The 15411-nt window shown below is 71.4% G+C and carries 9 protein-coding genes; 7 read left to right on the top strand and 2 right to left on the bottom strand.

Annotated features, from left to right (window positions below; all coding sequences use genetic code 11):
- Positions 1-24 precede the first annotated feature (24 nt).
- Positions 25-2529 carry an IniB N-terminal domain-containing protein gene (locus tag ACWDOP_RS30315; protein WP_456347783.1) on the bottom strand — a complete coding sequence of 835 codons (2505 nt, stop codon included), beginning with the start codon at positions 2527-2529 and terminating at the stop codon, positions 25-27.
- 313 nt (positions 2530-2842) lie between these two features.
- On the opposite strand from ACWDOP_RS30315, the gene ACWDOP_RS30310 reads away from it, so the two are divergent.
- The 6 genes from ACWDOP_RS30310 to ACWDOP_RS30285 all read left to right on the top strand — a co-directional run bounded on the left by ACWDOP_RS30310 (position 2843) and on the right by ACWDOP_RS30285 (position 12990).
- Positions 2843-4678: an Hsp70 family protein gene (locus tag ACWDOP_RS30310; protein WP_456347782.1), complete on the top strand. Its 1836-nt coding sequence runs from the start codon at positions 2843-2845 to the stop codon at positions 4676-4678.
- Between the two features lie 13 nt (positions 4679-4691).
- The gene (locus tag ACWDOP_RS30305; protein ID WP_456347781.1) at positions 4692-7862 is read left to right on the top strand and encodes a LuxR C-terminal-related transcriptional regulator; all 3171 of its coding nucleotides are present in this window, start codon (positions 4692-4694) and stop codon (positions 7860-7862) included.
- A 45-nt stretch (positions 7863-7907) separates the two neighbouring features.
- Positions 7908-9008 carry a hypothetical protein gene (locus tag ACWDOP_RS30300; RefSeq protein WP_456347780.1) on the top strand — a complete coding sequence of 367 codons (1101 nt, stop codon included), beginning with the start codon at positions 7908-7910 and terminating at the stop codon, positions 9006-9008.
- Between the two features lie 104 nt (positions 9009-9112).
- A complete protein-coding gene (locus ACWDOP_RS30295) occupies positions 9113-10459 on the top strand; it encodes a S1 family peptidase (RefSeq protein WP_456347779.1) in 1347 nt (448 codons plus the stop codon).
- A gap of 111 nt (positions 10460-10570) precedes the next feature.
- Positions 10571-11908, top strand: a complete 1338-nt coding sequence (locus tag ACWDOP_RS30290) for a S1 family peptidase (RefSeq protein WP_456347778.1) — start codon at positions 10571-10573, stop codon at positions 11906-11908.
- A gap of 245 nt (positions 11909-12153) precedes the next feature.
- Positions 12154-12990, top strand: a complete 837-nt coding sequence (locus ACWDOP_RS30285) for an NRDE family protein (protein ID WP_456347777.1) — start codon at positions 12154-12156, stop codon at positions 12988-12990.
- A gap of 120 nt (positions 12991-13110) precedes the next feature.
- On the opposite strand, the gene ACWDOP_RS30280 is transcribed toward ACWDOP_RS30285, so the two are convergent.
- Positions 13111-13743 (bottom strand): hypothetical protein, encoded by a 633-nt coding sequence (locus tag ACWDOP_RS30280; protein WP_454204458.1) that lies wholly within the window; start codon positions 13741-13743, stop codon positions 13111-13113.
- A gap of 438 nt (positions 13744-14181) precedes the next feature.
- Between ACWDOP_RS30280 and ACWDOP_RS30275 the strand changes: the two genes are divergently transcribed.
- Positions 14182-15411, top strand: a 1230-nt coding sequence (locus ACWDOP_RS30275; protein ID WP_456347776.1) for a 4Fe-4S dicluster domain-containing protein, incomplete at its 3' end; no start/stop codon positions are given.

The following is a 15411-nucleotide window of genomic DNA, read 5'->3' as shown; positions in this document are numbered from 1 at the left end:
ACTTGCCCGCGCCCCGACCTCCGGTCACGAGTGCAGCATGTCCCCCACGATGTCCCCGCCCGCGTAGCTGCCCAACTCGCTGCCACCGTCCAAGCCGCCGTCCCCGAACAGCCCGCCGTCGATCCCCGCGTCCCCCTCGCCGAACGCCTGCGAAACGTCCAGCCCCGCCCACGGATTGGCCTCGGCACCCAGCCCCGAGTCCGTGACCGCGTCCCCCACCCCGGTCAGTCCCGTCTCGAGCCCACTCCCCGCCTGCGCCCCCGAGTCGAGCCCGGCCCCGAGCCCCGCGCCTGCACCCGCGCCCACGTCAACTCCCGCACCGGCATTAGCTTCGGCGGCGGCACCCACACCCGCGTCGGCAGCGGCACCCAGCGCGGTGGACAACCCCGCTCCACCATCGAGCCCCGAGTCCACAGCGGTCCCAACCCCGGCACCCACACCGGTCACCGTCCCCACACCACTGGAAAGCCCGGTCTCCAAACCACTCCCAACCAGCGCCCCGGCATCACTCACCGCCCCGATCCCGGCACCCAGGTCCGCACCGGCGTCAACAGCCGCACCCACTCCTGATGCCAATCCCGCCCCGGCATCGACCGCCGCGCCAACCCCCGCCGCCAGCCCAGCACCCGCGCCGACAGCCGCGTCGACACCGGCACCCGCCTGCGCGCCCGCGTCACCGACGGCCCCCAACCCGGCCTCGAGACCCCCGCCCAAGCCGGTCGCAGCACCCAACCCGGTGGAAAGCCCCGTCTCCAAACCACTTCCGACCTGAGCGCCAGCATCGACGGCCGCGTCGAGACCGGTAACCACCCCCGCCCCCAGTCCGGCACCGGCCCCAACGACACTCTCGGCACCCGCGCCGACAGCCGCCCCAGCGTCAAGAACCCCGTCAACTCCGGCGGCAATGCCTGTACCGAGGCCGGCTCCCGCCCCGACTGCCGCCTCCACACCCGTACCGAGAGCCGCGCCCGCGTCGACAATCCCGCCGAGTCCGGTCGCGGCGTCAACTCCCGCCCCAACCACCGCGTCCACGGCCGCACCCACGCCCGGCGCAGCACCGGCACCGGCGGAAATCCCTGTCTCCAAGCCGGTTCCGACCTGCGCGGCCGCGTCGACGCCCGTCGCGAGGTCGCCTGCCACGTCGACGACAGCGCCGAGAGCCGCGTCCGTCCCGCCGGTCACGCCGGCGGCCGCCTGCGCGCCGGCACCGACACCTGCGGACAGTGCCGCACCGAGATCGGCCCCCGCATCCGCGACTGCTCCAACGCCAGCGGAAAGACCTGTCTCCAGACCATTTCCGATGTGGGTAGCGGCGTCGACCGTCCCGCCGACACCCGCCGCAAGACCCGTGACCGCGCCTGCCGCAGCATCGATACCGGTATCGAGGTCGACGCCTGCGCCGACGCCGACACCTGCTGCCGCATCCACGGCCGCTCCAACACTCGCCGCCGCCTGAGTCGACGCGTCCACCGCGGCGGCCGCAGCTGCGCCGAGGCCGGCTCCGGCTCCGGCGGCGGCGTCCACGCCTGCCGCGAGGCCGGCGCCGACGCCGGTCACCGCGCCGGCACCGGCGGAAAGACCCGTCTCCAAGCCACTTCCGACCTGGACGGCCGCATTCGCCGCCGTGCCGAGGCCGGTCGACAGCTCGGCGGCGGCATCCACCGCCGTGCCGAGAGCCGCGCCCGCGCCCGCCGCGGCCTGGGCTCCGGCGGCGAGACCGCCCGCCAAACCACCTGCGGCCTGCGCACCCGCGCCGACTGCCGCATCCACACCGCTGACCACCTGCGCACCCGCACCGAGCGCCGCATCCACACCACTCACAGCCTGTGCACCCGCACCGAGGGCGACATCGACCCCCGCCGCGACGTCGGTGCCCACACCGGTGACCGCGCCGACACCGGCGGAAAGACCTGTCTCCAAGCCGGTTCCGAGTTGGGCGCCGGCGGTTGCCACCGCGGCTGCGCCGGTTCCGAGGGTGGTGGCCGCGTCCAGGGCGGCGCCGAGGCCGGCGGACAGGTCGGTGGCCGCCTGCGCGCCCAGAGCCGTGGTCACACCGGCGCCTGCCGCCACGTCGGCGGCCGCGTCGGCTGCGGCGGAGAGGGCGGCACCCGCGCCCAGGGCGGCGTTCACCGCAGCCTCGACGCCGGCCGTCGTGCCGAGGGCGGCCGCCGTATCGACCCCGGCGTCCACGCCGACGCCGGCGGTCGTCGCGGCGGCGGTGGTGATCCCGAGGCCCGCGACGGCGGAGGTCACCGCCGCGCCGTTGGTCGCGGCGGCCCCTTCCAGCGCGGTCGAGCCGTTCACGCCGGCTCCCGCACCGCCGGCGGCGATGATCGCGGACAGCTGCGAACCTCCGGCTACCAGGGCCGACTCGGCGACCATGGGCGCCACGGCGGCGATGTCCTCGGGGGTCACGGCGGTGAGGCCGGCGTCCAGGAGAGCCTGGGCGGGGTTGGCGCAATATCCGGCGGCCGCGTCCTGGTCGCGCAGCAGGTTGAGAATGAACTCGAGAATTGCGTTGGGGCTCATGTCGAATCATCTCCTGCGGTGGGCAGGCCCCGGTGGCCCGCGCTGCTCGAATTTCCTTTCACGTTAGGAACGCGCGCCGTTACGCCGAAACGGGGCGCGCCCCCCTTACACGGCGTGTCGCAACTTTGGGGGGTGTCGGGACATTAGGGGAAATTCCCCACATCCGCGTGTCGGGCAGTAACAACGAACCCCCAGCAACCGACAGCCCCCATGGGCCACCCGGCCTACACCACTTTTTCGTACAAATCGGACTAATGAGCTGCGGGCGGCACGCGATTCAACGTCGCGTGAATCAATTGACAGGGGATCACGAATGAGGCAGGGGATGGCGCTCGGCATCACTGTCGGGTCGTCCAATACGGTCGCCGTGACATCTTCGGGGGAACAACGACAACTGCGGGTGCGGCCGAGTGCGCCGGGCCGCGAGCAGGATCTACCGGAAAGTTTCCTGTCCCGGGTGGGGGATCCCGTGGACATGCGCATGGCGGACGGAACCGCCGTGCGCGCAGCGGATCTCGTCGCCGCGGCGGTCGGCCGGGCCGTGAACGACGCGGGCTCCGCCGCCGACGCCGCGGTGGCCTGCTACCCGGCGTGGTGGACCCAGCACACGGTCGAGGCGCAGCGTGCGGCCCTGGCCGCGGCGGGCCTGGACGGCGTCGCCCTGGTCCCCGAACCCACGGCCGCCATGCGCTGGCTGCAGGAGGTGCACCAGTCGAGCCACGACGGCGCGATGGTCGTCTACGACCTGGGCGCGACGGGAGTGACGATCTCGATCGTCCGCACCGGCGCACTCTCGGGCCTGCTCGGCGAGCCCCTCCGCGATACCGGCGTGGCGGGTGCGGAATTCGATCTGCTGACCATGCGTTACGTGCTCGCCTATGCGGTGGGCGATAAGGATTTCGACCCGTTCGACCCGCTGGTGGAACAGGAATTGTCGGCGTTGCGGGTGCGCTGCCGAAACGCGAAAGAAATTCTCAGCAAAGAGACCGCGACGATGGTTCCGGTGTGTTTGCCCGAAATTGGCCCGGTCGATGTGCGGCTCGTGCGCGATGAGATCGAGGACCTTTTCCGCGCGCCGCTGCTCACCTCGCTCGAGCTCGTCTGCGACGCCGTGAGTCGCGCGGGCCTGACGATCGCGGACCTCGACGGCATTCTGCTCACCGGCGGCAGCGCGGCCATCCCGCTGGTCACCGAAATGCTCTCCACCGAATTCGGCATCCCGGTGGCGGCGGCCGCCGACCCGGCGCACCTGAGCGCGCACGGCGCGGCGCTGCTGGCCGCCGATCTGCTGGCCGACATCACCACCACCGAACCGCATGCCGCCCTGTCCGTACCGCTGCCGGCGCCCCGGCAGGCCGGGCGCGAATCGCATCCTGCCGCGGTCCGCGCCGCGCGACTGCGGAACCATCCGGTGGGCACCGCGCGCGAACCGGGCGCGGAGTTCGAGGATCGGCCGCCCGCCGAGAACCCGGTGGCGCGAGCCGAATCCGACACACCGCACCGGTATCACGAGTCGCCGCGACCGGCGGACGACGCCGAGCTCGACACCGCACACCACCGGCCGGCGATCCACGAGAACCGAAGCGGTGCGGCGACTCCCGTGCGTCCCCCCAACCCCGTCCGCCGGATTCCGGCGCTACCCGCGACCGAACAGCCCACCGGCGGCTTCACCCACTGGCGGCGCGTAGCCGTCGCCGGGGCCGTCGCCGTGGCGGTGGCGGCGCTGGCCACGGGCACCCTCGCGATGGGCACCGGCGTGCAGTCGGCCCCCGCGGATCCCACCGCCCCGCAACCGTCTTCGACCACGGTGGCCGCGCTGGACACCCCCGAGGCCGTGTCCGCCGCCGGCGGCCGCGCCGCTCCCATCGGCCATCCGGTGACCACCACCGCGGCCCGCGCGGGCACACCGGGCGCGGCCACGACCGCCGACGGGCTACCGGCCACCGATCCCACCGCACCACCGGGTACCACCGAAGTGCCTGCCACAGAGCAGGTTCCGGTGGCACAGCCGGTGAACCCGCAACTCCCGTCGCTGCAGCCGCCCGCGCTGCCGGCCGTTCCGCCGCTCGTCACCGAACCGCTCGCCGATCCATTAGGCAACGCGGCGCCCAAGGTGCCGGGCACTATTCTTCCGCACACCGGTGGATGAGAGTTGAATCATCGTGGTAGGCAACACCCCCGTAGCGCTCGATTCCCTGCCGTGCGCGCGTGAAATCCTTCGTGAGCTGGACTCCGACGACTCCGCTCCCCCGCTGTTCCTGATTCGCGGCCGCTCGGGCACCGGTAAATCGGTGCTGCTCGGCGCGGTCCGGGCCCGGCTGCGCGCCCGGGGCGCGCTGTTGATCGACAACCCGGACGAGCTACTGGCCCAGCATGATCCGGCGCACGAGCCGGAATCGAGCGGCATCGTCGCGCAGGTGCCCGGCACCGGCCTGCCCGGCCTCCGGGGGGCGACCCGTTCGCTCGCGCGCCGGGGCGCGGCCCTGGTCGTGGACGACGCGCACGACCTGAGCCCGCGGGCGCTGGAAACACTCCGCGCCGTGGCCGAGTCGGGCCGCTGCGCGGTGATCATCGCGACCCGCCCGCGCCCGCACGACGCCGGACTGCGCGCGCTCACCGATCTGGTGTCGCGCCGCGGCCGGGTGGTGGATCTGCGGGCCCTGGGCGCGACCGAAATCGCCCCGTTCGCACGCGAACTCGGCATGATGGTGCCGCGCGGCCTGGCCCAGCACATCCACAAGCAGACCGCCGGTATCCACGGCGGTGTGGTGGCGGCCCTGACCGCCGCCTGCGCGACCCGCCTCGACTCCGGCATCACCGCGGTGGACGAGGCCGTCGCCGCCTGGGCCCGCGCCCGGCTCGACGACGCCGACCCCGACCTGCTCGACACGTTCGTGGTCGCGGCCATCGGCGCCGGCCTGGACACCAGTGAGCTCACCGAGGTGCTCGACGTATCACTGAGCGCCGCACAGGATCTGGTGGACCGCGCCCGCGCCGGCGCGCTCATCACCGACGCGGATCTGCTGCTGGCCCCGGCCATCGCGCCGCTGCGCACGCTCGTCGGCGACCGCAGGCTGCTGGCGGTGCAGCGCCGGCTGCTGCGGGCCCGCCTGGACGCCGGACTGCTGCGCGACCACACCGCGCTGCTGCTCGCCGAATCCGGGGTCCGCGACGAACGCCTGGCCGAATTCCTCTGCACCGCTGCGGAAAAGGCGGGCGACGACGCCGTCCGGCACTACGCCGCCGCCGCGGCGGCGGGCGCGGATCCCGCGACCATCGCCGTGCGCTGGGCCGACGCCGCCGCGCGCGCCGGGGACTGCGATTCCGCCCTGCGCCTGGCCGAACCGACCCTGGCCCGCGATACCGCCACCCCCGCGGATCTGGCCGCCGCCGTGCGCGTCTGCGCGGGCGTGTGGACCAGGCGCGGCCTGGTGCCCCGGGCCGCCCAGCTCTACACCTGGCTCGGCCCCGACCGCGCGGGACCGGACTGGGCCGTGGCGGCCGCGGTGCTCTACCTCTCAGGGGACACCGCCACCGCCCGCGCCCTCGCCGCCACCGCGTCCCAGTGGCCCCCCACCGAGGCCACCGCCCGCGCCGCCCTGATCGCCGAGGCCCTGGCCGACTCCGTGACCCCGCCGGGCCTGCCCCAGCGCCGCCCGGGCCGCCCCGCACCCGACCCCGGATCGGCCCCGTCCCCCGATGAGTTCGGTTCCGGCACAGTCCATGCCGGCCCCCGCGCCGGCGGCTATCTCCCGCCCGCACCGGCACAGCCGAGCCCCGGGACATCGACGCACCGTGGCGCGAACGCCACCGCTCACCCGACGTCGGGGACAACCACGTCCCCTCACTCGGAGACGGCGCTTCGCGCAGAACATGATTCGGCGACCGGCCGCACCACCGCGCCCGGGACCGGGTACCTCCCCGGCGCCGCACAGCTCGACACCGCGGCGCACTCGCAATCCGACACGACGCATGATCCCGAATCCGCGCGCACCACCGCGCCCGGGACCGGGTACCTCCCCGGCGGTGCCGCACAACCCGCGCGCCCACACAACGGCGTACTCACGGGCTCACAGCCCGACCGGCCGGACCGCGTGCCCACCCGTCGGGAGCCCGCACCGGAACGGTGGCAGCCGGCGCTCGCGCGCTACGGCGCGCCGCCCGCGCGATCCGGTCCGCGCGGCGCCGACACCGGCCGCACCGCGGCGACGGCGGCCGCCTCCGCGCTCATCCACGCCGCGCACTCGGGGGTCGGGCCCGCGGAGAACGGCGGGGACCGATTCCTGCCGTGCTCGGCGGTATCCATAGCGACCCTGCTGTGCCTGAGCATGGGCGAACCGCGCCGGGCCGCCGACGCGCTGCGGGGCGCGGCCGGGGACCCACAGCACGCGGTGCTGGCCGCCTGGGTCGCCATGCTCGGCGGCGACGAGCAGTCGGCGGCGGCCGGCATCGCGGAACTGGATGTGGCCGCGCTGGATCCGCGCGACCGGCTGCTCGCGCACGGGGTGATCATCGGCCTGGCCCGCCGCTCCGGCGATCACACCGCGCTGGTGCTGGCCTGGCAGGCGGCGTACCCGCTGTTCGACGAGGTCAGCGCGGACCTGCTCGCACTGCTGCCCATCGGCGAGCTGTGGCTGGCGGGCATCCGGCTGCGGGACGAGAGCCGCGTCTCGGCCCTGGTGGACTCGGCCGCGGACCTGCTGCACCGGCTCGGCGATCCGCCCGCCTGGGCGAATGCCTTCCACTGGTACGCGATTCAGGCCGCCCTCGCGCACGAGAGCCCCCGCGATCTGCTGCCGCACGCACATCGGCTCAAGGCCGCGGCGCTGGCCGGCGACCCGCAGGCCGCGATCCTGGCCGACGCGGGCCGCACCTGGGTCCTGGTGCTGCGCGGGCAGGTCGAGCGCGCGCCGGTCGAGACCGCCGTCGCCCGGCTGGCCGAACTCGGTCTCATCTGGGACGCCGCCCGCCTGGCCAGCGAAGCCGCCCTGGCGGCCGCCGACGCCGGCACCGCGACCGCCCTGCTGAAGCTGGCCCGCACCGTGCGCGCCCAGGCCCGCCCACCCGAATCACCGGTCCGCGCGCCCGCGCCGCCCACCCCGGCTCCCCGCCCCGAACCACTCGCGGATACCGTCCTGAGTGAACGGGAGCGGGAGGTCGCGGAGCTGGTACTTCTCGGCTTGACCTACCGGGAGATCGGCGCGCGGCTCTATATCTCCGCCAAGACGGTGGAGCATCATGTGGCACGGATACGCCGTCGAATCGGTGCGAGCTCCCGTTCGGAGCTATTGTCAATGCTTCGCGCCATGGGTCACGGATCCCTCCTCGTATGACCCGGGCGCGAGCGGGACCCGGACGCACCGAGTGAGGTAACGAGGATGGCCACTGGGGTGGGCCTGCGGATAGCCGACGACGAATCCGTCGTGGCTGTCGTGACCGGTGACGATGCCACACTCCCGGTGCACTACATCGTGCGCGAGTCCGTGCTGCACATGTCCGACGACGGGGACGCCGTGCTCGGCGGCGACCCGCCGGAGTCGGGCGCGCACTCGATTCGCGGTTTCGTCACCGCCGTCGGCGACCCCGCGGGCATGCCGGTGGACGAGGGCGAGGCGTATCGCGCCGAGGACCTCATGGCCACCGCCGCCTTCTGCCTCATCAATCTGGCCGCCGATCTGCTCGAGGGGCCCGCCGAGTTCTACGCCACGCATCCGACCGGCTGGCCGGAATCGAATGTGCGCGCCCTGCGCGAGGCGCTGGACTACCTGGGGCTCAAGGCCGTGGTGCTGGTCAGCGAGCGCGACCTGCCGCAGTCCTCGGCGGACGACACCGCGAAGTCCTTCGCGTACAACGCCGCTCGCGCGGCTCTGGCCGCGGTGCTGGCCACCCCGGCGGGGGTGACCCCGCCCGACCCGACCGCGAGCACGCAGAATTCGGCGGAGGTCACCGACATCCTGCCCGCGGTGTCCAAGCACGCGCCCCTGGCACAGGCGTATTCGGCCGCCATCCCCGTGGCGACCACCGCCGAACCCGTGGTGCCCGCGCCGGTTGCCGCCCCGTCGCCCGGGCGTGATCGCGGTTCGCGCGGGCCGTACATCATCGCCGCCGCGGCGGCGGTCATCGGTTTGCTGCTCGGTGGCCTCGGGGTGGCGACGGTGTTGCGCCCGGACGAGGAGCAGCCCGGCCCGCCGCGCGGCGAGGTGGCCTCGCAACCGTCGATGACCGCCGGCGCGGTACCGCCACTGACCACCACGCCCGACGCCGCCGCACCCCCGGTGTCCGAACCCGCCGAACCCGCCCCGGCCACCACGCCGCCGCCGACCACGACCGCCGAAACGGCTCCGCCGACGGCGATTCCGGATTCGACGCCCCCGAGCACGACGCGTCCACCGGTGACGACCCAGCAATATCCGCCGCCGCTGTTCGAACTCCCGACCCCACCGCCGGTGCAGAATCCGTGGGCGCAGTATTCGCGCTGATTTCGTAGAGACCTTTCCGGGCTTGTGCCCTAAAGTGATGCGCTGACCGATGTTCCGCACGGTAACCGGACAGTCGGTCTGCTGGTGCACTACGAAGGGACTCCATGCGCAAGTTCTCGGCGCGCCGCGCCACGGTCCGAACAGCAAGCCTCGCTTTCGTTTCGGCCGTCCTGGTCAGTCCCCTGCTGGCGGCGTCACCGGCCGCCGCCGATCCCGCGGCCGACGCCCTGCCCGCCGAATTGGTGCAGGCGATCGCGCGCGACCTGAAGATGTCGCCCGCGGAATATCTGGACCGTGCCGCCAAGGCGCAGGAATTGCAGAACTACGCAAAGGAATTCCGCGCCGAGCGCCCCGAGGAGTTCGCGGGCGCCTGGATGGGCACCGACGGCAAACCGGTCCTGGCGGTCACCTCCCTCGATGCCGCGCGCGTTGTCGCCGCCGACGGATATCAGACCCGGCTCGCGCCGATCAACGCCGATAACCTCGAGAGCTCGCTGGATCAGTTGAACAACTGGATCACCGGCATTCCGCGCGAGATCTCCGGCGCCATCAATTCGGTCGCCATCGACTTCCTCAACAGCCAGCTGGTGGTGAGCGTCGCCAACACCCCCGGCGGCCACCTGCTCAACCTGCCCACGCTCATCGCCAACATCAAGGTGGTGCTCTCGCCGGACGGCGGCGGCCCGGTGGAGCGCAGGCCCATGGGCGGCGACACCTACATCAGCGCCCCGACCGCGCTGAACGACGCCGCGCTGCAGAGCGTCGACGTGTGCTCGTTCGGTTTCAACAGCGTGGACAACGCCGGCAACGCGCTCAACATCAGTGCCGGACACTGCAATCCGAATCTGGGCAAGGCCGACGAGCAGGCCGACGTCTACCTGCCCAACGTCCGCGATCTGAGTTCGAGCCCGCGGGTCGGCACCTTCGTGACCACCCGGCTGGGCGGGTACGCGGCGCTGGACTACTCGGTCATCCGGCTCAACGAGGCCGCCGTGAGCGCCGGCATGGATCAGCCGTCGGTGCGCGGCGCCAACGGCACCACCCTCACCCTGACCGGGGTGGCGGATCCCATTACCGGCGCGCCGGTCTGCAAGTCCGGCCAGTCCTCCACCTTCACCTGCGGCTACGTCGTCGCCGACCGGGTCGAGACCCAGCTGTACACCGCCGAGGGTCAGTCCAAGACGGTGCGCGGCTTCGCCAGCAGCGCCTGCACCCTGGGCGGCGACAGCGGCGGCGCGATCGTGTCCGGCACCCGCGCGCTCGGCATCACCAGCGGTTCGAACGCGGCCGACGCGCCGAACTGCAACGAGGCCAACGCCGCGCTCGCCTCCTACGGCGGCACCGCGACCCTGGGCATTCCGATTCGGGCCATCCTGGCCGATATCGACGCCAACGCGGGCGGCGGTTTGGGCAGCGGGATCCAGGTCCGCACGAAGCCGAATCTGGGCTGAGGCGACACGCATTGATCTTGATATCGGCGTGCCTGCTGTTTGCCGGTGGAATACCGAATCGTCACCGGGGAATAAGTAGGCATAACGGTGCGGACACCATATAGTCGGCTCATGCTCCTGCCACGTATGCGCTATTCGTCGCCGCCCGTGAGCCGCAGGCCACGGTCCCTCGTCCGCAACGCAGCCATAGCGGCCACCGCGCTGCTGCTTGCCGGGCCGCTGGCGGCGAGCGCACACGCGGAACCCGCGACCCCGGATCTGCCCGCCGAACTCGTGCAGGCGATCACCCGCGACCTCAAGATCTCGCCCCAGGACTACCTGGCCCGCGCCGATCTCGCCCAGCAGGTGGCCGCCTTCTCGGCGACCGCGCAGCGCCAGTTCCCGAACGTCTTCGCCGGCGCCTGGCTCGACGAGGCCGGCCGCGCCGTGGTCGCCCTGACCAACGGCCAGGGCGCGGACGAAGCGCGGAAGGCCGCGCAGGAGGCCGGGTTCGGCACCAAGGACGTCGCCAAGAGCGAGTCGGTGCTGCGCAGCGAGAAGAACGCCTTCCAGAAGTGGCTGGACGATCAGCCCGCCGATGTCGCCAAGGCCGTGCGCGGCGTCGCCATCGACACCATGAACAACAGCATCGCGGTGCGGGTGGACCAGCCCGGCCTCGCGCTGCCCAGCTTCGTCGACCCGGCGCGCGTCATCGTCAGCTCGGTGCCGCCCACCGGCAGCGAAGAAGCCGATGTTCAGCAGGCCGGCGCCATCGCCGGCACGGGCACCGGCCCGCTGGCCGCCGGCGACGGCTACGCCTCCATCGCGGGTCGCATGTCGCTGCGCTGCTCGCTCGGCTTCAACGGCTCCGATCACGCCGGCAACGTCGTGAACATCACCGCGGGCCACTGCAACCCGAACATTCCCGCCACCGGCGGCGCCAACTCCCCCGGCGTCTTCGAACTGCAGGGCAGCGACCGCGTCGGCGGCCAGCTCGGCAGCTTCCAGAAGTCGGTGCTGGGCAACCAGGACTACTCCATCGTGTCCATCAACGACCAGAGCCGGGATCGCTTCAGCAACAACATCGTTCGGGTCCCGAACGCCGCGCCCATCGCGGTGACCGGCGTGGCCGTGCCCGTGGTCGGCGCCCCGGTCTGCAAGTCCGGCTCGCGCACCGGGTTCAGCTGCGGCGTGGTCAACGCGATCGACCAGTCGGTCCAGGTCGGCGATCGCCTGCTCACCCAGAGCTTCTCGGCCAACATCTGCGCCCTGCCCGGCGACAGCGGCGGCCCGATCGTCACCGGCACCCTGGCCCTGGGCATCTCCAGCGCCTCCTCGGTCGCGGACTACCCGATCTGCGAGATCCCGAACCTGATCGGCCTGATCACCGGCAACGCCCCGCAGCTGTTCGCGCAGCCGCTGAGCACGGTGCTCTCGGACAACCCGGGACTGCGGGTCCGCACGAGCTAGTCGGGCACACCAGGTAAGAGCTTCGAGAAGGCCGGTAGCGCAACAGCTACCGGCCTTTTCGGTGTCCGGGACACGGTCGATCGGACCTTTCGCCCCCGGAATCCGATGCCGCTCGCGCCCGCGGCGAGCGAACTCGGCGATGCGAGCCCGCCCGGCCCACCGGGTTTCCCGGGGCAGCACGCGGGTGGCGAGTCGGCGGTGTCCGGGCATGGGACCGGCCGGAAGGCATCCGGCATGCTGGACGCATGTGTTTGGTGTTGCTCGGGTGGCGGGCGCATCCGGAGTATCGGTTGATCGTCGCCGCCAATCGGGATGAGTTCTATACCCGTCCAACCGAATCGCTGCGGGAGTGGGACGAGGTGCCCGGGCTGCTCGCCGGGCGCGATCGCGGAGCGGCCGGGCCGGTGCCCGGAACCTGGCTGGGACTGGGACGCGAATCACGGCGTTTCGCCGCGGTGACCAACGTGCGCGGACCCGGCGAACGCCGCGCCGACGCGCGCTCGCGCGGGGCGCTGATGATGGATTTCCTCGGCGGCGACGCCGATTCCGAGAAGTTCGTGCGCGCGGTCGCCACCGCCCCGGACGACTACAACGGATTCAATCTCGTGGTCTCGGATCTGCGGACGCTGTGGTGGCAGGGCAATCGCAGCGGACAGGGACCGCGGGAACTGACCCCCGGATTCCACGGCCTGTCGAACGGGCCGCTGGCCGCCTCCCTGACGGCCGAAAACGATCTCCCGACAGGCCGGCCCGCCCCGGTGTGGCCCAAGGTGCGCAGCGGCGTGTACGGGCTGCGCGAGCTGGTCGCCGCGGACCCCGGCGACACCGAGGGCTACCTCGAGCTGCTGGCCGATCGCACCCGCGCCGCCGACGACGAGCTGCCCGACACCGGGATCGGCATTCGCGGCGAGCGCATCAACTCCTCGCGCTTCATCGCCAGTCCGCTGCACGGAACCCGGTGCAGCACAGTCCTGCTCGTGCGCGAGGACGGCGGGTTCGAGATGACCGAGCGCAGCTACGGCCGCTTCGGGCGGCGCGTGGGCACCGCGTCGTTTCGGGGGCGGCTGGAACTACCCGCCTGAGCCGCCGCGACATGCCCGGGGCCGCATCACGAATTCGGCTCGATAAGGCCCCGAAAGCACGAACGGCCCGCCCCGACGAGCGGGCGGGCCGAGACGTGGTGTCGCTGAACTACTCGTGAACTACTTCGCCCACTTGGAGGTGCCGTCCGGCGCCTGGAACGTCTCCATGAGCTCGACGCCGCTGGCCATCAGCGCCGGGCCGCCCACGGCGATCGTGCCGAGGATGCCGCCGATGCCGAAGCCCGCGACCAGGCCGGGGACGCAACCCGCGACGATGGTCACCAGGCAGCCGATGGCCGCGCCGACCGCGCCGCCGATGAACGAGCCGATGCCGGTCGCGAGACCGAACTGGGTGGAGAAGTTACCCATGGCCCGCTGGTTCTCCTCGGCGGAGGCGATGGGCTTGGCGACCAGGGTCGCGGTGCCGGGCTTGAAGTCGGCGGGCTTCTCGGGAACGATCTCGAGAACCCGGCCCTCCTCCTTGACCTCGGACTTGACCGGGATCATCACACCGGCCACGTTGTACGCCAGCGGGAAGGTGATCACGGTGGCGCCCTGGTTGTCCACGACGTTCACCAGGGTGGTCTTCGGGTCCTCTTCGGTGAGACCCGGCTGCTCGCTGAGCTGGAAGATGCCGTTCTTCAACGTCGACACGACGTTCTTGCCGTCGACCAGCTTGGTCGAGTAGCTGATTCCCGCGTTCGCCTGCACGTCCAGCACGGGGGCGGGTTCGTCGGCGTGGGCAGAAGTCATCCCCATGGTCATTGCGCCGATGACCAAGGCAGCCGCCGCAGTGGTGCTGCGAAACTTCATTCGGTTTTTCCAATCCGTCATCAGGTAATCCGCTGTCCGCATCTTCGCCACGCGAGGCCCGGTGGCTTCCCTCAGGCCCTGCCTACGCGCGAAACGGCGAACTCTCCCCGAGCATGTGAAGATGCGCACAGACTTCGGACGACGTGAGCTTAGTCGAAGCAACCTCTCGAAGCGAGATCGCTTTCATCCTGAATCAGAAGAGGTTTCGAAGTAAGCCTGCCCTTTGTTTCATTCCGGATTTGCCGGGATTTACGGTGTGGGAACACGCTGGACAGTTAAGTTACCGGCGAGTAACTTACTGTTCGTTAGGATACAAGCCACCAGGACGGAACCCGTCCGCCCTCGGAGAGCTTGTTGAACCGGTAGAAAGGTCGCGACATGAATGCCCTGACAGTGACACTGGGCACGATTGGGGCGGTGCTCACAATCTTCTGTTGGGCATCGTTGATCGGCGGCGCACGCAGCATCGTGCGAACCATCATGGTCGGCCAGTCCGCACCTGACCGGTGGCGGCCGTTCTTCCCGCGTCTGAAGACAATGCTGGTCGAGTTCCTCGCGCACACGCGCATGAACAAGTTCCGCACCGTCGGCTGGGCCCACTGGCTGGTGATGATCGGCTTCCTGGCCGGCTTCATCCTCTGGTTCGAGGCCTACGGCCAGGTCTTCAACCCCGAATTCCATTGGCCCATCATCGGTTCCTGGGGCATCTACCACTTCGTGGACGAGGTCCTGGGCATCGGCACGGTCATCGGCATCGTGACGCTGATCATCATTCGCCAGCTGAACCACCCCCGGAAGCCGGAGCGCCTGTCCCGCTTCAGCGGTTCGAAGTTCGCGCCCGCCTACGTGATCGAGTCCATCGTGCTCGTCGAGGGCCTGGGCATGATCTTCGTGAAGGCCGGCAAGATCGCGACCTACGGGCACTCGACCACCTGGTCCGACTTCTTCACCGAGCAGGTCGCCAAGCTGCTGCCCGCGAGCCCGACCATGGTCTCTATCTTCGCGCTCATCAAGCTGCTCTCCGGCGCGCTGTTCCTGCTGCTGGTCGGCCGCAACGTCACCTGGGGTGTTGCGTGGCACCGCTTCTCGGCGTTCCCGAACATCTACTTCAAGCGCGAGGCCGACGGCGACGTCGCGCTGGGCGCGCTCAAGCCCATGATGTCCGGCGGCAAGCCGATCGACATGGAGACCGCGGACCCGGACAACGACACCTTCGGCGTCGGCAAGTTCGAGGACTTCTCCTGGAAGGACATCCTCGACGTCACCACCTGCACCGAGTGCGGTCGCTGCCAGTCCCAGTGCCCCGCGTGGAACACCGGTAAGCCGCTGTCGCCGAAGCTGCTGATCATGTCGCTGCGCGACCACGGCTACGCCAAGGCCCCGTACCTGCTGGCCGGCGGCCGCAAGGACATGGGCGGCGACGAGATCGGTCTCGTCGACGCCGAGGGCAAGCCGAACGAGGCGGCGCTGGCGAAGATTTCGGCCGAGGCGCGGGCGGAGGCGGAGCGTCCGCTGGTCGGGCACGAGGATGTCAACGGCATCATCGATCCCGAGGTGTTGTGGTCGTGCACGACGTGTGGTGCGTGTGTGGAGCAGTGCCCGGTCGAT

Source organism: Nocardia sp. NPDC003693, from assembly GCF_053981095.1.
This window is presented reverse-complemented; position numbering and strand designations above follow the sequence as displayed.